23 protein-coding genes are annotated in these 19718 nt (G+C 68.9%); 1 reads left to right on the forward strand and 22 read right to left on the reverse strand.

What is annotated here, in order from left to right; translation table 11 throughout:
- Positions 1–235: 235 nt before the first annotated feature.
- The 4 genes from PCA_RS08770 to PCA_RS08785 form a co-directional block, all read right to left on the reverse strand.
- Positions 236–1087: a ParB/RepB/Spo0J family partition protein gene (locus PCA_RS08770; RefSeq protein ID WP_181302236.1), complete on the reverse strand. Its 852-nt coding sequence runs from the start codon at positions 1085–1087 to the stop codon at positions 236–238.
- Positions 1077–1256, reverse strand: a complete 180-nt coding sequence (locus PCA_RS08775; protein ID WP_181302237.1) for a hypothetical protein — start codon at positions 1254–1256, stop codon at positions 1077–1079. Before PCA_RS08775 ends, PCA_RS08770 begins: the two co-directional genes overlap by 11 nt.
- Before the next feature lie 4 nt (positions 1257–1260).
- Entirely contained in the window at positions 1261–1494 is a 234-nt protein-coding gene (locus PCA_RS08780) for a hypothetical protein (RefSeq protein ID WP_181302238.1), read from the reverse strand.
- Between the two features lie 267 nt (positions 1495–1761).
- Complete coding sequence (locus PCA_RS08785; protein WP_181302239.1) at positions 1762–1956, reverse strand: hypothetical protein; 195 nt, start codon at positions 1954–1956, stop codon at positions 1762–1764.
- 209 nt (positions 1957–2165) lie between these two features.
- Here PCA_RS08785 and PCA_RS08790 point away from each other — a divergent pair, with 209 nt between their 5' ends.
- Positions 2166–2426: a hypothetical protein gene (locus PCA_RS08790; protein ID WP_181302240.1), complete on the forward strand. Its 261-nt coding sequence runs from the start codon at positions 2166–2168 to the stop codon at positions 2424–2426.
- Positions 2427–2667: 241 nt separating this feature from the next.
- Here the strand turns inward: PCA_RS08790 and PCA_RS08795 are convergent, their stop codons facing one another.
- The 18 genes from PCA_RS08795 to PCA_RS08880 form a co-directional block, all read right to left on the reverse strand.
- On the reverse strand, positions 2668–3891 hold the full coding sequence (locus PCA_RS08795) for an integrase arm-type DNA-binding domain-containing protein (RefSeq protein WP_181302241.1): 1224 nt from the start codon (positions 3889–3891) through the stop codon (positions 2668–2670).
- Between the two features lie 624 nt (positions 3892–4515).
- A complete protein-coding gene (locus tag PCA_RS08800) occupies positions 4516–5097 on the reverse strand; it encodes a cysteine dioxygenase family protein (RefSeq protein WP_181302242.1) in 582 nt (193 codons plus the stop codon).
- Positions 5098–5358: 261 nt separating this feature from the next.
- Positions 5359–6471, reverse strand: a complete 1113-nt coding sequence (locus tag PCA_RS08805) for a homoserine O-acetyltransferase (RefSeq protein WP_181302243.1) — start codon at positions 6469–6471, stop codon at positions 5359–5361.
- 1 nt (position 6472) lies between these two features.
- Positions 6473–7510 (reverse strand): hypothetical protein, encoded by a 1038-nt coding sequence (locus tag PCA_RS08810; protein WP_181302244.1) that lies wholly within the window; start codon positions 7508–7510, stop codon positions 6473–6475.
- Complete coding sequence (locus tag PCA_RS08815; protein ID WP_181302245.1) at positions 7507–7989, reverse strand: cytochrome c-type biogenesis protein; 483 nt, start codon at positions 7987–7989, stop codon at positions 7507–7509. The genes PCA_RS08810 and PCA_RS08815 overlap by 4 nt, the downstream gene beginning before the upstream one ends.
- Positions 7986–8528: a DsbE family thiol:disulfide interchange protein gene (locus PCA_RS08820; RefSeq protein ID WP_181302246.1), complete on the reverse strand. Its 543-nt coding sequence runs from the start codon at positions 8526–8528 to the stop codon at positions 7986–7988. Before PCA_RS08820 ends, PCA_RS08815 begins: the two co-directional genes overlap by 4 nt.
- Positions 8525–10504 (reverse strand): heme lyase CcmF/NrfE family subunit, encoded by a 1980-nt coding sequence (locus PCA_RS08825; RefSeq protein ID WP_181302247.1) that lies wholly within the window; start codon positions 10502–10504, stop codon positions 8525–8527. Before PCA_RS08825 ends, PCA_RS08820 begins: the two co-directional genes overlap by 4 nt.
- Positions 10501–10968: a cytochrome c maturation protein CcmE gene (ccmE, locus tag PCA_RS08830; protein WP_181302389.1), complete on the reverse strand. Its 468-nt coding sequence runs from the start codon at positions 10966–10968 to the stop codon at positions 10501–10503. The genes PCA_RS08825 and ccmE overlap by 4 nt, the downstream gene beginning before the upstream one ends.
- Before the next feature lie 14 nt (positions 10969–10982).
- Positions 10983–11180 (reverse strand): heme exporter protein CcmD, encoded by a 198-nt coding sequence (ccmD, locus tag PCA_RS08835; protein WP_181302248.1) that lies wholly within the window; start codon positions 11178–11180, stop codon positions 10983–10985.
- Entirely contained in the window at positions 11177–11935 is a 759-nt protein-coding gene (locus PCA_RS08840) for a heme ABC transporter permease (RefSeq protein WP_181302249.1), read from the reverse strand. Before PCA_RS08840 ends, ccmD begins: the two co-directional genes overlap by 4 nt.
- A 3-nt stretch (positions 11936–11938) precedes the next feature.
- A complete protein-coding gene (gene ccmB / locus PCA_RS08845; RefSeq protein ID WP_181302250.1) occupies positions 11939–12625 on the reverse strand; it encodes a heme exporter protein CcmB in 687 nt (228 codons plus the stop codon).
- 123 nt (positions 12626–12748) lie between these two features.
- Positions 12749–13381, reverse strand: coding sequence for a cytochrome c biogenesis heme-transporting ATPase CcmA (gene ccmA, locus PCA_RS08850; RefSeq protein WP_181302251.1), 633 nt, complete (start codon positions 13379–13381; stop codon positions 12749–12751).
- Positions 13382–13441: 60 nt separating this feature from the next.
- A complete protein-coding gene (locus PCA_RS08855; protein WP_181302252.1) occupies positions 13442–13849 on the reverse strand; it encodes a DUF3293 domain-containing protein in 408 nt (135 codons plus the stop codon).
- The gene (locus PCA_RS08860; protein WP_181302253.1) at positions 13842–15245 is read right to left on the reverse strand and encodes an NAD(P)/FAD-dependent oxidoreductase; all 1404 of its coding nucleotides are present in this window, start codon (positions 15243–15245) and stop codon (positions 13842–13844) included. The genes PCA_RS08855 and PCA_RS08860 overlap by 8 nt, the downstream gene beginning before the upstream one ends.
- 74 nt (positions 15246–15319) lie before the next feature.
- Positions 15320–16075, reverse strand: a complete 756-nt coding sequence (phbB, locus tag PCA_RS08865) for an acetoacetyl-CoA reductase (protein ID WP_181302254.1) — start codon at positions 16073–16075, stop codon at positions 15320–15322.
- Between the two features lie 192 nt (positions 16076–16267).
- On the reverse strand, positions 16268–16762 hold the full coding sequence (gene phaR, locus PCA_RS08870) for a polyhydroxyalkanoate synthesis repressor PhaR (protein WP_181302255.1): 495 nt from the start codon (positions 16760–16762) through the stop codon (positions 16268–16270).
- Positions 16763–16886: 124 nt separating this feature from the next.
- Positions 16887–18440: a DHA2 family efflux MFS transporter permease subunit gene (locus PCA_RS08875; protein WP_181302256.1), complete on the reverse strand. Its 1554-nt coding sequence runs from the start codon at positions 18438–18440 to the stop codon at positions 16887–16889.
- A 33-nt stretch (positions 18441–18473) separates the two neighbouring features.
- Positions 18474–19676 carry an efflux RND transporter periplasmic adaptor subunit gene (locus PCA_RS08880; protein ID WP_181302257.1) on the reverse strand — a complete coding sequence of 401 codons (1203 nt, stop codon included), beginning with the start codon at positions 19674–19676 and terminating at the stop codon, positions 18474–18476.
- Positions 19677–19718 lie beyond the last annotated feature (42 nt).

A 19718-nucleotide genomic window follows, 5' to 3' on the forward strand; every position in this document is an offset into this window, starting at 1 on the left:
GTGGGGGTGCCCGGATGGGGGCGGCAGGGTGACCGCGTGGGCGTGGTGTTCAATTTGAACAGGGGCGGTGTCTGAAACAGACAGCCGGGTCGTTCAGCTCCGGGGGTGCCCGGTTGGGTGCCCGTTGCTGTTCACATGGGCCTGTTCAAAATGAACAGTCGGTGGCGTGGTTGAGCCATTCTTGCGGTGTTCAAATTGAACACCTTTCGACCCCTGAAACTGAACAGGGGGCGCCTCAGAAGTCCGCGAAGGCTTCCGCAGTCTCCTCACGGAACGCCTGTTCCTCTGCAAGGCGCACGTCATCCGTTGCCTCCTTCCAGAGATCGGCCAGCGCCTCGTGTGCCACCTTCGGATCAGCCTTGCCCAACAGGGCACCGATCTTCACCTTCAGCTTCTCAAGGTCTCGCGTGTGCAATTGCTCGGGGGTCATCTTCTCAGCCATCTCTTTCCAGTGGGCGGTGCGTGGGCCGCGTACATGTCGCCATTGAGGGAAGCCAGTGCCGGGGTTGTGTGCCTCGGTGGTGAAGTCCTGAGGGCTTACCGTGGGCAACCTGCGCAGCATGTTGGAGATGGTGACGTGAGTCGGGATGCCGAAGCGTGCCGCGATGGTCCGCATGGATTCCCCGGCAGGCAGCCCACGGGCACCTCGCTGTGTCACATGGGCCAGGTATTGCCACGCCGATTCACGGCGCTGTTCCTGGTGCATTTCCAGAGACCGGCCCTCGCAGTTCACTAGCTGCGAAACCATGACCGCCATGTGGTGCTTCATGGGCATCACACGGGCCGGGATGGTCTCCCGTTGTGCCCGCTGGTACGCCTTCAGGCGGTGGTGTCCATCGACCACAAACAAGCTGCCGTCAATCTCCGCTAACAACAGGGGCTCTAGCTGCACCTCGGCAGATGCCCTCAGGGCAAGCAACATCGTGCCGATGTGATCCTCGCTACGTCCTTCGGTCCGCGTCCGTTCTGCATACGGCACCAGCCGTATATCGCGGGGCTGCAAGGCATCATCCGTCCGCAGCTCGGTGATCGCCACGCGGCGCACCTCGGCGGCCTTCAACCGCTGCAAGGTCTGGTCAACGGTCATTGACTGCACCTTGTGCACGCTTCCGTGCATTGTCCAGCGCTCGCGCCGCCAGCAGCTTCAGCGCCCACATCCATCCTTCCGGGCTGATGGTGTCATACAGGTCGCCTACAAGCGCCACGACACGGGCGCCTTCTTCCGCGTGGTCTGCGGCCTCGGGCTGGTCGCCCATTGCCTCACACTCCACCGAACGCCTCCTGCGCCTCGGGGTGGGTGTGCAGCAGATACTTCAATACCTCGGTGTTGCTGGTGTCCCTGCGGATGCGGGATTCAAGCCGTCGCTGCAACTCCTTCAATCTGTCGAACGTGGGCATGTCGAATGTGACAGTTCGAAAGGTGAAAGGCTCTTGCTCAGTCGGCTCTTGCAACATGATGGCGGCGGCCAGTAGTGCGGGGGCAAGGTTCTTCATGCGGTTGTTTCCTCGGTGGTCTGCGCCTGCGGTGGTGGTGGACTGCCCGAGCCTGCGCAGGCAGACAGGTGGGCGCTTCAGTGACCGCCCCCTGCGCAGCAGGTAGACGGGCACGACAAGGCACCGGGGGAGCCTGTGGGGCTTCCTCGGGGAGATGTGGGGTGATGGGGGTGGTACAGGGCCGGTATGCCCTTCGTCCTACGTTCCGAGTTTTACCCGCACCGGGTGGGACTCAGGGGACGGGGGCGGGCCGTGCTGGCCTTCCCCCTAGGCTGTGCGTTTTACCCCCTCACCCACCAGCAGTACCCACACGGCAACCATGGCGACAGCGGCGAGTGCGCCGATAGCTCCAGCGGTGACGATGGCGAGGGCAACGGTGGGATACCAGCGGGTTGCTTGGAGAATCCTTGCGGCCTCGGTGCGTGCGTTCATGGCTTCGACCATCGGCAGCATGGTGCCCATGGGTGCCTGCTCGGGCCTGTGGGGCACCTACGCGTGCCACGTCGGGAGACTTGCGAGTCGACAACTGTTGACGTGTGTCACCCGGCTAGACGCTGGGTGGTCAGAGTATACCGGTTGCGCCCCAGGTTCTTTCGGGCATCTTCCCGCCATCGCATCGTTTCCCGCTGGTGCGGTGTTGGGTTCCTGCGGGGTTGCTGGGGAGTGTGGGCATGTACGGTGTGGACGTGGAACTGCGGGTGCGTGGCCGGGTGATCGCCCTGCGCAATGACGGCCTGCTGCCTAAAGACAAGTGGATCGGCCGTAACTGGTCGGGGTGTGGTGACCGCGCCAGCTCGACCACATGGCATCTCAGATCGTGGACGCTGTGGCATCAGCCGCCTGCCGATGATGGCGACCACACCTCGGGCTTCATGCTGTGCCTCGGGTGGTTCCGGCTGGGGCTCGGGCGGGTGTACCAGTTCGCCGTCTGATGGGGTGCCTGCGGTGCCTGATGGAAACGACAGCGGCCCCCCTCGGGGCCGTCTGTGTGTCTGCGGGGCGTGGTGGTCTTTCGTCCTACGTTCGTGGTTATACCGGCACCGGGTGGGACGCAGGGGACGGGGGCGGGCTTCCTTGGTCCTATGCCCTCCGTTTTACCCCTCACGACCCCTGCGCGGCCCCGTGGGCAAAACGACAGATGAGGACGGACGCGCGCGGAAACATTGGCCGGGATCAGCCCCCGGCCTTACGGCGGAAGGGCACCACGGCCGCGCCGTTGCGCAGACCCTCCAGATAGTCGGCCCATGCCTGCATCATCCGCTTGCGTTCGTCCAAGTACTGCGCCGCGTGTGTGTACGCTGCCCGGACCTTGTTCGACTCCGCATGCGCTAGCTGGCGCTCGATGGCGTCCGCGTTCCACCCCAGTTCGTTCAAGCGGCTGGCGGCCATGCTGCGGAAGCCGTGGCCGGTCACTTCGTCTTTGCCATACCCAAGCCGCCGCAGGGACGCGTTGATGGTGTTCTCCGACATGGGGCGGCTGGCGCTGCGGGCACCGGGGAACACGTACTGGCCGCTGCCTGTGAGGTCGTGCAGCTCCCTCAGCACGTCCACGGCCTGCGAAGCTAGGGGAACGATGTGCGCTGCCTTCATCTTCATGCGTTCACCGGGGATGCGCCAGATTGCGCCGTCCACGTCGAACTCTGACCATTCGGCCTTGCGCAGCTCACCGGGGCGCACGAACAACATCGGCGCCAGCTTCAACGCACACAGGGTGACGTACTGACCGCTGAAGCCGTCGATGGCCCGCAGCAGTTCACCGATCTTGGCCGGGTCGGTGATGGCGGCGTGGTGCTTGTTCCTCGGGGGCTTCAACGCGCCCCGCAGGCTGGCCGTGGGGTCTACCTCGGCCCTGCCTTCCAGAATCGCCCAGCGGAACACCTGACCGGCCTTGATCTTGGCCCGGTGTGCGGTCTCCACAATCCCGCGTTCCTCGATCTTCCGCAGGGCATCCAGCAGGACACGCGGGGTAACCTCGGCCAGCGGCAAGCTGCCGATCTCGGGGAACAGGTACGATTCCAGAATCCACCGCGATTTGCTCAGGGTGATCTCGGCGCCAACCTGTCGCGCCAGCCAGTCACGCGCTACGGTCTCGAACGTGTCCGCCGCAACGGTGGCCGCTTCCAGCCGTTCGGCCTTTGCTGCCTTCTTCACCTCGCTGGGGTCGCTGCCGTTCGCCAGCAGCTTCCGGGCATCCTCGCGGCGCTCCCGGGCATCGGCAAGGGAGACGGTGGGGTACACGCCCAGCGCAAGCAGTTTCTCCCTCCCGTCCACCCGGTACTTCAGCCGCCAGTACCGGGAGCCGTTCGGGTGCACCAGCAGGAACAGGCCGCCGCCGTCGAACAGCTTCTGTGCTTTGTCGGTGGTCTTGGTCTTGCGTATGGCGGTGTCGGTGAGCATGGGGTATCTCGCAAGCGGCTTGCTGCCGATTTGGGGGTACAAGCAAGTTCCTGCGCAGCCTATCACGGCCATGTACCCCGAGAAATACCCCCGTGTACCCCGGGCTTCAGGGGTGCCCGGTGGCACTGCCTAGCACCCTTCAGGCATGAAAAAACCCGCAATTACGCGGGTTTAGGTCGGTTTCCGGGTTGTGCTGGTACTGCCTGAAACCGTCAAATGGTGCCCGAGGTCGGACTCGAACCGACAAGCCTTGCGGCGGAGGATTTTCTTCCCACTTCGGCTTTCGCCGCCGGCCTGCGCGGGGCAGGGCGTTCGTGGTCTGGAGCACGCCTTCACCGTAGCCTTTCGGCCGTAGGTGCCCGCCGTCTGCTCTCTACACCTTCCCCGGGATGTTGCGGTCCGGGGCTTGGCTCGGCATCAGCTCGGACTCATCGTCCAGGGCCTTCACCGAGTTTGACGGGCTTCACCTCTGGGGTTTCCCCCGGAGGGCTCAAATTGGGTCTGAGTCCTCTGCGTCTACCAATTCCACCACTCGGGCGCGACGCGATGTTGCATGGTGCTGCCGGCGCGGAACCGGCGAACCCGCATGCCGTTCCGGCACGCGGGTTGCGCATTATGCCGCCTTCAGTGCACCGGGTCGAGCCCCAGCTGGCGTTCGCAACGCTCGTAGCCGTGGTCGCCGGCGAGCGGCTGGAACACGGCGCAACGGGTCATGTTGCCGGAGTAGATGTGCAGGCTGACCGCGATGTCCTGCTCGCTGGGATTGCGGATGGTGTGGTATTCGTGCGGCGGGATCAGGCTGCCGGCCGAACCGGGGCCGGCCTGCACCGAGCCCACCGGCTGGAAGCGGTAGTGGCCTTCCACGTCCTCGGTGCGCTCGTACTGCACCACGTCCAGCGCGCCGCGCCACACGCCTTCCACGCACCACATGCCGGCGTGGTCGTGGATGGGCGTGCCCTGGCCGGGACCCCAGGTCATCGCCACCACGCAGTAGCCGTGGTCCTCGCTGCGGTACAGTTCGCGTCGCGCGTAGCGGCCTTCGGCGGTCTCCAGCACGCACCCGGGCAGCTGGATCTGGTTGCCGCGGATCAGGCGGCACAGGCTGTTGCGCAGGCTGTCGGTGATGGCCGGGGTGCTGGCCTGGGCGACCGCCGTGTCGATGGCATCGATCAGCTGGCGACAACCGGGAAACTCGGTAGTGAGCATGGCGGCCCTCCGCGCGAAAGAGTGAAACGGTACGGTCATTATAACGATCGGCAATAACCATATGTGCATGCCTGCGGGCGCGCGCCATGTCGTCACGAATCGGCTTGAAAACGTGCAGGGCGACGAGGCAGGCGCGTGCCGGCGCTGCTGGTGTCGCCATGGGTCGCGCCACGCTGCGCACCGAGGCCGGCCACGACGACCACGTCCGCCAGCGCGTGGAGGTCCGGAAGGCGGAACAGGCCAACTGGAGGCGCGGGCCGTCTACAGCCTGGTCAGGAAGCCGCCGATCGCGCGGCTGTAGTTCTCGATGTCGACCAGGAACGCGTCGTGGCCTTGCGGCGAATCCAGCGCCACGAAGTCCACGCGGGCGCCGGCGGCTTCGAGGCCTTCGGCGATCTGTTCCTGCTGCTCCAGCGGAAACAGGATGTCGGTGCTGACGCCGATCACCAGCGCGCGCTCGATGCAGATGCGTTCGAGGCCCGCCATCACGCTGCCGTTGCCGTACTCGGCGATGTCGAACCAGTCGCTGGCGCGCGAGAGGTAGAGGTAGCTGTTCGGGTCGAAGCTGCGCACGAAGCGGCGGGCGTGGCCTTCGAGGTAGGACTCCACCTGGAATTCGAAGCCGAAGGGCTGCTCCTCGCGCTGCTCGGCGTCGAGCCGGATGCGCGCGAAGCGGCCGTTCCACTCCATCGCCGAGCGGTAGGTGATGACGCCCAGCTTGCGCGCGATGCTCATGCCCATGTCGGGATAGCGTTCGCCGTCGCCGTGGATGTCGTAGCTGCCGTTGGCCCACTGCGGGTCGAGTCGGATCGCCTCGCGCTGCAGCGAGCGGATCGCGATCGCGAAGGGCTGCGCCTGCGGTGCGGTGTCCACGCTGACGTGGGCGCGCACCGTGCCGGGGTGCAGCAGCATGTAGGCGAGCGCGGCCATGCCGCCCATCGAGCAGCCGATCAGGCAGGCCAGTTTCCCGATGCCGAGTTCCCGCACCACGGCGTGTGCCGCGTTCGCCACGTCTTCCAGCGATAGTTCCGGGAAGTCGAGCCGATATGCCTCGCCGGTCGCGGGGTTGATCGAGGCGGGGCAGGTGGAGCCCTTGTCGCTGCCCAGCGAGTTCACGCAGATCACGAACCAGCGGTCGCTGTCGATCGCCTTGCCGGGGCCGGCCATGCCTTCCCACCAGCCGGGGCTGGGGTCCTGCGCGGACGACATCATGTGCGCGCTGGGCGAGAGGCCGGTAAGCACCAGCATCGCGTTGTCGCGTGCGGCGTTCAGCGTGCCCCAGGTCTCGTAGGCTACGCGTGCGCCATGCAGCGCGCCGCCGCGTTTCATCGGGAAGGGCGAGGGCAGGGCGCAGTAGCGGCGCGCGTCGGCCATCTCAGTGCACCTTGTCGATGGTGATGGCGATCGGCGTCGTGCGGTTGGTGTCGACGATGCCGGCGCTGCCTTCCAGGTCGCCCGGCTGGGCGATCGGCTGGCCGCTGTGGCTGATCCGTGCCGCCACTTCCACGCGCGTCACCGAGGAGAGTTTCAGGGCCGGCGTCATCGCCATCACGTCGGTGAGCGTGACCGTGGCGGGCAGCGCGTCGGCGGCCAGCTTCGCCACCGCCAGCGGCATGGGCGGGCCATTCACCGCGCGGGCGTAGACGTAGAGCTGGTCGCCCGGCCGCAGCTTGTCCCTGAGCGAAGGGGCGAGGTTCACCTCCACCTTCAACGCGGCGCCTTGGCGCGCCGCCGACGCGGGTTCGGCGGCGCCACCACCGGCGCGGGCATCGGCGTTCGCGATCTGCTCGGCCACCACCTTGGCCACGTTGGAGCCCGGTTCCAGCAGCGGCTGCAGCCTGCGCCAGGTGGCGGCGGCGTCCGTGTACTGCGTCTGCTGGAACTGGCTGATGCCCAGCAGCCACAGCGCGCGCTGGCTGTCCGGCTGCAACTCCAGTGCGCGGTGCAGCAGGTCGGTCGCGCGGCCCTGGATCAGGTGGTCGCTGCGCACCATCGAATCGGTTTCGGCCCAGCCCACCATCGCCGCCACGTTGTCCGGCTCGATCTTCAGCACGTGATCCCAGGCGTCGCGCGCCTGCTCCGGCTGTTTCAGCGCGGCGGTGGCGTCGGCCAGCAGCGCCCAGCCCTTCGCGTCGTCGGGCTGCTGCCGGAGGTGGGCGCGCAGCTCGCTCATCGCCTGCTGGAAGTCCATGGGCCTGGGCGCGGCGGGTACGCCGTCCAGCGCGACCGGGGTGCCGACGTGCAGGTACAGCGCGCCGGCGCCGATCGGCAGCAGCAGGGCGATGCCCAGCGCCAGCAGGAACACGCCGCGCGGGCGGCCGTCCCGGCGTCCCGCGCGCAGCAAGGGCACCAGCAGCAGGGCGAGCGCCACCGCGACCATCGCGGCGGCGGCCAGATAGAACGCGAGCTTCACCAGTCGTCCCCCGTATCGGCCGCTTCGTCGGCGCCCGGCCTGTCGGCGGCAGGCTTGTCATTGTCGCTGGCGCCATTGCCGCGGCTGCGCCGGCGCACCGCCAGCGCCACCACCGCGCCGCCGGCCAGCAGGATCGCCAGCGGCCCGAACCACAGCAGCAAGGTGCCGGGTTTCAGCGGCGGGTCGTACAGCACGAAATCGGAATAGCGGTCCACCAGGTATTGCTTGATCTCGGCGTCGCTCTTGCCCTGCTGCATCAGCTGGAACACTTCCAGCCGCAGGTCGCGGGCGAGGTCGGCGTTGGAATCGGCCAGGTTCTCGTTCTGGCAGACCATGCAGCGCAGCTGCTTGGTGAGGTTCTGGAAGCGCACTTCCTGGGCGTGGTCCTTGAACGGCAGCGGCTCGATCGCGCCGCTGGTGGCGAAGGCCGCGCCGGCGAACATCAGCAGCGCGGCGAGCATGGCAAGGCGCAGCCTCATGGCGCCTCCCGCTTTGCGGCGGCGATCGCCGGCAGCAGTTCCTTCGCGATCACCTCGGGGGTGAGCGGGCCGATGTGCTTGTAGCGGATCACGCCCTTCGCATCGATCAGGAAGCTTTCCGGCGCGCCGTACACGCCGAAGTCGATCGCGGTGCGGCCCGGCTGGTCGGCGATCACCAGGTCGTAGGGGCTGCCGTGCTCGCGCAGCCAGCGCCTGGCGTCGTCGGGCTCGTCCTTGTAGTCGTAGCCCACCAGCGGGATGCCGAGCTGGCGGGCGTCGGCCATCAGCACTGGATGCTCCTCGGCGCAGGCCACGCACCAGCTCGCGAACACGTTGAGCAGGTAGGGCTTGCCGAGCAGGCTGGCCTTGGTCACGGTCTGCCCGGGCGCATCCAGCTTCGGCAGCGCGAAGTCGGGCGCGGGCTTGCCGATCAGCGGCGAGGGCACGTAGCGGGCGTCGTGCCAGGTGTTCCACCAGATGCCGAAGCCGAACAGGCCGACCAGGCCCATGAAGACCAGGAACGGGAGCAGCCGCTTCATGCCGGCGATTCCTGCGGTGCGATCGCGCCGGTCGCCGCCGCCGACTCCGCGGCGATGCGCTTGATGCGGAAGCGGCGGTCGCCGGCGCAGACGAAACCGCCCAGCATCATCAGCAGGCCGCCGCCCCAGATCCAGCGCACGAAGGGCTTGTAGTACAGGCGCAGCGCCCAGGCGCCCTCGACGTTGTTCGCGTCCATCGGCTCGCCCAGCGCCACGTACAGGTCGCGGAACAGGCCGGCGTCCACCGCCGACTCCGTCTGCACCTGCTCGCGCGCATAGGTGCGCTTCTGCGGATGCATCACCGCCACGGTGCGGCCGTCGCGCAGCACGGTGACCACGCCCTGGTCGGCGCGCCAGTTCGGTCCCTCGACCCGGTGCACGCCGTCGAAACGATAGGCGTAGCCGGCGATGGCCTCGCTCTGGCCGGGCGCCAGGCGCACGTCGTGCGTGACGCTCAGCGATTCGGACAGCAGCACGCCGGTCACGAACACCGCCACGCCGAGGTGCGCCAGCAGCATGCCGGCCATCTCGGCCGGATAGCGGCGGCCGCGCGGCAGTTCGCGCCAGCGCTTGAGCGCGTACAGCAGCACGCCCACTGCAACCCATACCGTCGCGGCCACGCCGGCCACGGCCTTGAGCTGGCCGTGCACGAAGAACGCCGCCACGATCGCGCAGGCCGCCGCGGCGATGCCCGCGCGCAGCGCCACCTGCTTCAGCACGCCGCCGTCGGCGTTGCCCCAGTGCAGGAACGGCCCGAACGGCAGCAGCAGCACCACCGGCAGCATCAGCAGCGGGAACAGCAGGCCGAAATACGGCGGCCCCACCGAGATGCGGCCCAGGTGCAGCGCGTCGCCCAGCAGCGGGAACAGCGTGCCCAGCAGCACCATTGCCGCCGCGGTGGCGAGCATCAGGTTGCCGATCAGCAGCGCCGTCTCGCGCGAGACGACGCGGAACGGCTTGCCGCCCGCCACCTTGGGCGCACGCAGCGCGTACAGCAGCAGCGAACCGCCCACCACGACGGCAAGGAAGGCCAGGATGAACACGCCGCGGCGCGGGTCGGAGGCGAATGCGTGCACCGAGGTGAGCACGCCCGAACGCACCAGGAAGGTGCCCAGCAGCGACAGCGAGAACGCGAAGATCGACAGCAGCAGGGTCCACGCACGCAGGCCGCCGCGCTTCTCGGTGATCGCCTGCGCGTGGATCAGCGCCGCGCCCACCAGCCATGGCATGAAGCTGGCGTTTTCCACCGGGTCCCAGAACCACCAGCCGCCCCAGCCCAGCTCGGCGTACGCCCACCAGCTGCCGGCCACGATGCCGAGGGTGAGGAAGCCCCAGGCCGCGTTCGTCCACGGCCGCGCCCAGCGCACCCACGCCTGCTCCACTTCGCCGCCCAGCAACGCCGCGATGGAGAACGCGAACGCCACCGAGAAGCCCACGTAACCCATGTAGAGCACGGGTGGGTGGAAGGTCATGCCCGGGTCCTGCAGCACCGGGTTGAGGTCGGCGCCGTCGGCCGGCATCGGCAGCAGCCGGCCGAACGGGTCGGAGGTGAAGATGATGAAGGCGAGGAAGCCGATCGCGACCAGGCCCATCACGCCCAGCACGCGCGCGGCGAACACCTCGGGCAGCTTGTGGCTGAGCGCGGCCAGCGCCACCGTCCACAGGTTGAGGATCAGGATCCACAGCAGCAGCGAGCCCTCGTGCGCGCCCCACACGGCGGCGATGCGGTAATACCAGGGCAGGGCGAGGTTGGAGTTGTCGGCCACGTACTGCACCGAGAAATCGAAACGCAGGAAGGCCCACGCAAGGATGCCGAACGCCATCGCCACGAACACCGCCTGGCCGGCCGCTGCGGGACGCGCCACCGCCATCAGCGCGCGATTGCCGCGCCAGGCGCCGATCAGCGGCAGCACGCCCTGCGCGACGGCGAGCAGGAAGGCGAGTACCAGCGCGAGCTGGCCGAGTTCGGGGGTCATGGGCTCTTGTCCTGCGCGACGGCTTCCTTGACCTTGGAATCGGCATGCGCCTTGGCCATCGCGTCCTTGAGTTCCTTGGGCATGTAGGTCTCGTCGTGCTTGGCGAGCACCTCGGTGGCGACGAAACGGGCGCCGTCCATGTGGCCGGTGGCGATCACCGACTGGTTGTCGCGGAACAGGTCGGGAAGGATGCCGGTGTATTCCACCGGCATCGCACCGCTGGCGTCGACCACGGTGAAGGTGACCTCCAGCGAGTCCTTGCTGCGCTGGATGGAGCCGGCCTTGACCATGCCGCCCAGGCGGAAGGTCTTGTACGGCGTCGCCTGGCCCGACTGCACCTGGCTGGGGGTGAACAGGTAGTTCATGTTCTGCTGCAGCGCGTACACGCCCAGGCCGATCGCCAGTGCGGCGGCGACCGCGATCACGATCACGAGGGTGAGCCGGCGCTTGCGGGTGGGATTCATCGGCATGGCGTGAGTCAGGGAGTGGTGGAGGTGGTGCGGCGCGCGCGCGCGTCCTGGCGCGCCAGCCGGCCGCGCACGTCGCGCAGGACGCGGCGGCGGCGCAGCCGCGGCGCCACGTTGTCGGCGAGCAGCACGGCGAAGAACACCGCATAGGACGTCCACACGTAGCCGCCGTAGCCGCCCATGGCGAAGAAGTGCTGCAACGCGTTCATCGGCCAGCCTCGGTTTCCGCGACCTGGCGCACCCAGTCCTTGCCGCTTTCCAGCGCCAGCAGGTCGGTGCGCGCGCGGCGGCACAGGCTGGCCGCGTAGTACGCCTTGGTGGCCAGCATCACCATCAGCAGCGGCCAGAGCATGTCCCACGGCATCTTCGAGTGGCCGAACACGTTCACCGTGCTGCCCTGGTGCAAGGTGTTCCACCACGTCACCGACCAGTGCACGATGGGCACGTTGATGATGCCGATGATCGCGAGGAAGCCCGCGGCGCGTGCGCCCTGGCGGCGATCCTCGAACGCGTGGTACAGCCCGATCACGCCCAGGTACAGGAACAGCAGCACCAGTTCGGAGGTGAGCCGGGCGTCCCAGGTCCACCAGGTGCCCCACATCGGCTTGCCCCACAGCGAGCCGGTGACCAGGGTGATGAAGGTGAACGCCGCGCCGATCGGCGCCGATTCCATCGCCACCACCTCGGCCAGCTTCACCCGCCACACCAGCGCGACGAACGCGGCCGCGCCCATCACGGCGTAGATGAACATGCTCATCCACGCGCTGGGCACGTGGATGAAGATGATGCGGTAGGCGTCGCCCTGCTGGTAATCCGCCGGCGCCAGCACCAGGCCGCCGTACAGGCCGATCGCGCCGCACAGCAGCGCCAGCCCCATCGCCCACGGCCGCACCGCGCCGGCGACGCGGTAGAACGTCGGCGGCGAGCCGAGCTTGTGCAACCAGAGCGGAATCCAGGTAGACATCGCTTACGAATCCAGGGCAATGCGCAGGGCCGCCGCGCAGGCCAGCGGCGCCAACACCACGCAGAGTATGAGTGCGGCGGCCAGCCACGCGATCGGTGCCAGCCAGGGCAAGCCCTGCTGGGCCGCTGCCACGGCGCCGGCCGCGAAGATCACCACCGGCACGCACAACGGCAGCAACATCAGGGCCAGCAGCATACCAGAGCGCCGGGTGCCGGCCGTCAGCGCCACCAGCACCGCGCCCAGCAGGCTGAGCAGGGGCGTGGCGAACAGCAGCGCCAGCAGCAGCGCCGGCATCGCGGCGGGCGGCAGGTGCAGCATGCCGGCCAGCAGCGGCGCGATCACGATCAGCGGCAGCGCGGTCGCCAGCCAGTGCGCGAGGATCTTCATCCCCAGCATCAGCGCCAGCGGCTGCGGCGACAGCACGAGTTGTTCCAGCGAGCCGTCCTCGATGTCGCTGGCGAACATCGCGTCCAGCGCCAGCAGCATCGCCAGCAGCACGGTCACCAGCACCACGCCGCCGGCGATACGCTGCAGCAGCGCCAGGTCCGGCCCCAGCGCGAACGGAAACAGCACCGCCACGATCACCGCGTACAACACCGGCATCGCGAGATCGCCGCGCCGGCGCCATGCCAGCGTGAGGTCCCGCCGCAGCATCGCGCTGCAGGCCTGCGGCAGCGGCGGCGCGCTCACCGGCGCACCTTCGCGTCAGGCGGCGTCGGCGTAGCGGGCGCGCCCGGGTGCCGGGTGGCGTGCGCAAACCTGACGGGGGCGATGGCGCGCGCACTGCGGCGCCCGGCGTCCTGCGAAAAAAACTCACGCATGCATGCGTATCCGCTGCGGCTCGCCGCCGTGGAAGCCCACCGCGCCATGGCTGCTCACCAGCGCCGCGCCGCCGCCGGCCACGTGCCGTTCCAGCAGCCGGTTGACCAGCGCGATGCCGTGGCGGTCGAGGTTGGCGTAGGGCTCGTCCAGCAGCCACAGCACGGCCGGCTGCAGCAGCAGGCGCGCCAGTGCGGCGCGCTTCTTCTGGCCGGCGGAAAGGCGTCGCACCGGCTCGTCCTCGTAGCCGGCAAGGCCCACTTCCTCCAGCACCGCCGCGGGCGAGACGCCGTCGCGGCGGCCGTGCAGGCCGGCGGCGAAGGCGAGGTTCTCGCGCGGGCTCAGTTCCAGTTTCTGGCCAAGGTGGTGGCCCAGGAACAGGATCTCGCCGGCGCACACGTCGCGCCGCCACGGCTCGCCGCGCCACTGCAACCGGCCTTCGCTGGCGTGCAGCAGGCCGGCCAGCAGGCGCAGCAAGGTGGTCTTGCCGCTGCCGTTGTCGCCCTCGACCAGGACCAGCTCGCCTTCATGCACGCGGAAATCCAGCGGGGCGAACACCGGCTCGTCCTGGCGGTGGAAGCTCAGGCGGTGCGCTTCGAGCAGGGGGGCGGTGGCGGCTGCGGTCATTGCTTCCATTCTCCGCAATGGCCGGCGAGCTTGTCCATGCGGCGCGCTGCCGCTTCGGTCTCAGTCGAGGATGCGCAGCGTGGCGTGACCGCCCGCTTCGCCGTGCACGTAGGCCAGCTGGCCATGGGAACGGGTCAGCCCGTCCAGTGTCGCTACGCCGGCGCCGGTCACGAACAGGCTGGGTTCGCTCCAGCCGGAGGTGCCCACGCCGATGGCCGGGTAGACCTTGGCGCCGGCCTGCTGCTCCAGCGCGGCCAGCAGTTCGTGCTGGGCGGCCTCGTTCTCGGCCGGCGGCCGGCGCCGCGCCTGCGGATTCCAGGCGGTGACGAAGGCCCAGGGCTGGGCCCCGACCACGGCGGCGAGCGGCGCGGGCAGCGGCAGGTCCACGCGGATGATGGCCCAGCGCACCGCGTCCAGGCAGACGTGGTAGGTGGTGGAACGAAAGGCTTCGAGCAGGGCTTCATCCATGGCGCGGTTCCGGCAGCGGCTCCAGGGTGGATTGGAAAAGCCGGACGGCGGCGTCGAGGTCGACCGCTTCCGGGTCCGGCGTGGCGTGCAGCAATTGTTCCAGCAACGCGTCCTGCGCGCGACCGCGTTCCAGCGCGTAGGCATAGGGCAGGTGGGTGAAGCTGACCAGCCGGTAGCGCGCCATGTAGTGGCCCGGGATGCGCGTGGCCAGCTTCGCGCCCAGCGCGCGCCGGGCGAGGTAGCGCGGGTCGGCCACCGAGTCGCGCATCTCCACGTAGTTCTCCAGCGCCATCGCGGCGATCGCGTCCGCGTTCGGCTGGCGAATGCGCTGGAACTCGGCGAACACGCCGGCGCCGTCGGGCGCGGCGGCCAGCAGCTGCGCCAGCGTCACCGTGTCCTCGAAGCCGCAGTTCATGCCCTGGCCGTGGAACGGCACGATCGCGTGCGCGGCGTCGCCGACCAGCAGGGCGCGGTCGTCCAGGTGCCAGCGCTCCAGGTACAGCGTGGAAAGCGTGCCCACCGGATGCTCCGCGTAGTCCGCGTCGAAGCGCGGGATCAGCGGCAGCAGGTCGGGGAAGTCCGCGGCGAAGAACGTGCGCGCCGCGGCGGCGTCGGGCACGCTGGCGAAGCTGGGGTGCGCGCCTTCGGCGGGCAGGAACAAGGTGACGGTGAAGCTGCCCTCGGCGTTCGGCAGCGCGATGCACATGTAGCCGCCGCGCGGCCAGATGTGCAGTGCGTGCGGCTCCAGCGCGAAGTGCCCCTCGCCGCCGGCCTGCCGCACCAGCCCCGGCGCCAGGGTTTCGGCGGAGGGGATTTCCAGTTCCTTGTAGCCGTGGCCGAGCGGTTCGATGCGCTCGCCCAGCGGCGCGTAGGCGTCCATCGCCGCGCGCAGCGCGGAACCCGCGCCGTCGGCGCCGATCAGCAGGCCGGCGTCGTGCCAGCGCCGGGCGCCCGCCTCGTCGACCAGCCGGATGCGGCGGCGGTCGAAGTCCGCGTCCGCCAGCGCCTGGCCGAAATGGAAACGCACGCCGCACGCCTCGGCGGCATCCAGCAGCAGCATGTTCAGCGCGCCGCGCGACACCGACCAGATCACCTCGCTGTCGTCCACGCCGTAGCGCTGCAGGCCGCTGCTGCCGTCCAGCGCATGCACCATGCGTCCGCGCATCATGACGGCGCGCAGCAGCACCTCGTCGGCCAGCCCCGCGGTGCGCAGCGCCTGCAGGCCGCGCTCGGCCAGCGCGAGGTTGATCGAACGGCCGCCCAGGAAGCCCGCGCGGCGCGGGTCGGGCCGCTTCTCGAACACTTCCACCGCGAAGCCTTGCTGCGCCAGTTGCCGGGCCAGCAGCGCGCCGACCAGACCGCCGCCGATCAGGGTGATTGCAGGACGTTGCGCCATGTCGCGCTCCGCAGGGTGGTTCGCCACTGTTCCGCAAGCGACGCGCGACTGCAACACGCGCCGCGCGGCGGGCTTCAGAAGCTCATGAAATAGCCGCCGTTCACCGGCAGGTTGACGCCGGTGAGGTAGCCGGCGTCGTCAGCGGCGAGGAAGGCCACGGCGCGCGCGATGTCGGCGGGCTGGCCCAGTCGGCCCACCGGGATGCCGGCGACGATCTGGGCGCGGATCTCGGCCGGCACCGCGGCCACCATGGGCGTGTCGCAGTAGCCGGGCGAAACCGTGTTGACGGTGACGCCCTTGCGCGCGGTTTCGCGTGCCAGCGCCATGCTGAAGCCGTGCACGCCGGCCTTGGCGGCCGAGTAGTTGGTCTGGCCGAACTGGCCGGTCTGGCCGTTCACCGAGCTGATGTTGACGATGCGGCCGAAGCCCCGCTCGGTCATGCCGTCCAGCACCGCATGGCTGGTATTGAACACGCCGTCCAGGTTCACCCGCATCAGCTCGTGCCATTGCGTGGGCGTCATCTTGCGCAGGCTGGCGTCGCGGGTGATGCCGGCCGCGTTGACCAGGATGTCCACGCCGCCGTGCTCGCGTTCGAGGCGGCGGACCAGGTTGACGCAGGCGTCGTGGTCGCTGACGTCCATCGCTTCGTGGACGATCCTGTCGCCGAACTCCGCGGTGGATTCGCGGAAGCTGGCGAGGCGCGCTTCGCTGGCGGGCAGGTCGGCGGCGACCACGCGGCGGCCGGCCTGGGCCAGCTGGCGGCAGATTTCGATGCCGAGGCCGCCGAGACCGCCGGTGACCAGGGCGAGGCGGGAGGAAGCTGCATCCATGGTGAACTCCGTTTGGCGCTCGTCCTTGATCGCGGGAGTCAAACGGGCGCCCGTCCGTGGCCGCGAATGTGGGGACTTTTGCAATCGTCCCTGATTGCGAAGATCACACGGGCGGCCATCCATGGCCGCGAATTTCAATGACGCCCACGCGCCGCTCGGGGCGGCGCGCGGGCAACGGGATGGAGTGGGGGCTCAGCCGGTCTTCTTGTGGCCGCCGCGATTGCCGCCAGGCGGGGTGATCTGCGCGGCGGCGTCCAGCAGGCCGCGCTGCATGGTTTTCCACGCGTCCAGGTTGCGCTCGGTCAGCTCGTTCACCATTGCCCACGGGGTCTGGCCCATCAGGCTGTTGAGCTGGGTGCGGAACTGCTGCTGCTGGTCCAGGAACACCTGCAGGCTGCGTTCCAGGTACGGGCCCATGAAGCCCTGCAGCGAGTCGCCGTAGAAGCGGATGATCTGGCTGAGCAGCTGGGGCGACAGCATCGGCTGCCCCTTCTCCTCGTGCTCGGAGATGATCTGCAGCAGCACGGAACGGGTGAGGTCTTCGCCGGTCTTGGCATCGCGGACTTCGAAGTCCTCGTTGTCCAGCACGAGCTGACGCACCTCTTCCAGCGTGATGTAGCTGGAGATCTCGGTGTCGTAGAGCCGACGGTTCGGATACTTCTTGATGGTGCGCTTGTTTTGTGCCATGCGGCGAAGCTAGCAGAACGTATTGCGCCGCACCAGTAGACCACTGGCATGCATGACGTGAAATTGGTCTGGTTCGTCAGCGGTTGCCCTGCGCCGATGTAGGCCCAGGTGGTCTGCAGCAAAATCAGTGTCCCATGGCTCCGCCGGCGCCCCCGAACGGCGGTTTGGCGAACCACAGGATGGGGATCAGCAGCAGAAACAGCACTGCGCAGCCCCAGAACACGTCGTTCACCGCCAGGGTCAGGGCCTCGCGGTTCACCAACTGGTCGATCAGGCCCAGGGCCTGGCCGTGCGGCATGCCGCGCGCGGCCAGGTCCTGCATGAACTGCATGGCCGCCGGGTGGCCGGGGCTGACGTTTTCGGTGAGGTTGGCATGGTGCAGCTCGCTGCGGTGCTGCCACAGCGTCACCGTGATCGCGGTGGACATGCTGGAACCCATGGTGCGGCAGAAGTTGGACAGGCCGGAGGCGTTCGCGATCTCCGAGGCGGGCAGGCCGGCAAGGTAGATCTGGTTCAGCGGGATGAAGAAGCAGGGGATCGCCAGGCCCATCACGAAGCGCGGCAGCACCAGGGTGGAGAACGAGGCGTTGCTGTCGAAGCTGGCGAACCAGTACGAGGTGAGCGCGAAGATCAGGAACGAGAACGTCACCACCGCGCGCAGTTCCAGCCGGTGCAGGTTCTGGCCCAGCAGCGGCGACAGCAGGAACGCCAGCACGCCCACCGGCGCAGTGGCCAGGCCGGCCCAGGTGGCGGTGTAGCCCAGGTCGATCTGCAGCCACAGCGGGAACACCACGTTGATGCCGAAGAACGCGAACATACCCAGCGTCAGCGCGATCACGCCCACGGTGAAGTTGCGCTGCCTGAACAGCGAAAGGTCGATCACCGGGTGCTTGGCGTGGATCTCCCACACCACCAGGAAGGTGAGGCAGACCAGCGCGGTGATGCCCAGCGCGAGGATCAGCGGCGAGGCGAACCAGTCGTGGTCGTTGCCGTTGTCCAGCATGAACTGCAGGCAGCCCACGCCGACCACCAGCAGCACCAGGCCCACCACGTCGATCGGCGCCTTGAACGTCTTCGTCTCGCGCTTGCGCAGGATCGCCCAGGTGACCACCGCCGCGGCCAGGCCCACCGGCAGGTTGATGTAGAAGATCCAAGGCCAGGAGAAGTTGTCGGTGAGCCAGCCGCCCAGGATCGGGCCGAAGATCGGCGCCACCACCACGGTCATCGCCCACAGCGCCAGCGCGATGCCTTGTTTCTCCTTGGGGTAGTTGTTCAGCAGCAGGGTCAGCGACAGCGCCACCATCGGGCCGGAGCCCGCGCCCTGCAGCAGGCGGCACACCACCAGCATCGGCATGCTGGTGGCCAGGCCGCACAGCATCGAGAACACCACGAACAGCAGCACCGACGCCACGAAGGTGCGCACCTCGCCGAAGCGCCGCGCCAACCAGCCGGTGAGCGGCTGCATGATCGCGCTGGCCAGCGCGTAGGAGCTGATCGTCCAGGTGCCCTCGCTGGGGCTCACGCCCAGGCTGCCGGAGATGTGCGGCACGGCCACGTTGACGATGGTCATGTCCAGCACTTCCATGAAGGTGCTGAACGCGACGGCGATGGTGAGCAGCGCCAGCGGGCCGCCGTGCAGGGGCTTCGGCGGGGCGGCGTTCTCGGGCGTGGTGGCCATGGGCGGGCTCGCTGGGGCTCGGGGCGGCGCGGTTCAGCGCGACGGGTCGGCGGTACCGAGGTTGGCCTCGATCACCTTTTCGGCCTCGGCGTCGGCCTGGCTGGCGATCCGGTCGTACACCGCGGTCTCGGCGGCCGGCAGCGCCGGGCCCGCGGCCAGCACCTTGCCCTCGTCGTGGCTGATGTCCACGGTGACGTCGGCGGACAGGCCCACGCGCAGCGGGTGACGATCGAGCTCCTTGTCGTCCAGCGCGATGCGCACCGGCACGCGCTGCACCACCTTGATCCAGTTGCCGGTGGCGTTCTGCGCGGGCAGCAGCGAGAACACGCTGCCGGTGCCGGCGCCCAGGCCGATCACCTTGCCCTGGTAGTCCACCTTGCCGCCGTAGAGGTCGGTGGTGATCTTCGCCGGCTGGCCGATGCGGATGTGGCGCAGCTGGTTCTCCTTGAAGTTCGCGTCCACCCACAGGTCGTGCAGCGGCACCACGCTCATCAGCGGCTGGCCGGGCGCCACGCTGTTGCCCAGTTGCACGCCGCGCTCGGCCACGTAGCCGGCGACCGGCGCCACGATGGTGTTGCGCTGGGCGGCGACCCAGGCGGCGCGGAAGTTCGCGCGCGCCTGCTCCACGGCGGGATTGCCGGCGATGTCGGTGCCGGCGACGGCCGAGTGCGCCGCGTTGGCCTGCGCCTGGGCGGCATCCAGCGCCGCCTGCGCGCCGGCCACGGCATCGCGCAGGTGCTGCACGATCTCGGGCGATTCGGCCTGCGCCGCCACCAGCGGCAGGTGGCGCCTGAGGTCGGCCTGGGCCTTCTGCAGCTCCACCTTGCGCGCGGCCACCGCGGCGTCGGCGCCGCTGGCGCTGTCGGTCTGCCCGCGCACCTGGCGCACGGCAAGCGCCAGCGCGCTGCGGGCCTGGCGCAGGCGCACGTCGGCATCGGTGGGGTCGAGGCGCACCAGCACCTGGCCGGCTTCGACATGCTGGGTATTGTCGGCCATCACCGCGATCACGGTGCCGGGCACCTGGGCGGAAATGCCCACCAGGTTGCCGCCGACATAGGCGTTGTCGGTGGTCTCGCGGGTGGAGAGCACGAAGAACCAGAGCAGGAACCAGGCCAGCCCGGCGAGCAGGAAGACCGATGTCACGATCAGCAGCGCGCGCCGGCGCTTGGGCGGGTCCTTGGCGGCGAAGCCGCTGTCGTTGCGGTCCTGCGGCAGGGCGGACTCGTTGGCGCTCATGGGCGGGGGCTCCGGCTGGCGTTTTCGGATGGGGAAGTGGGG

The sequence above is a fragment of the Rhodanobacter sp. PCA2 genome (genome assembly GCF_013620825.1).
Taxonomy (GTDB): domain Bacteria; phylum Pseudomonadota; class Gammaproteobacteria; order Xanthomonadales; family Rhodanobacteraceae; genus Rhodanobacter_A.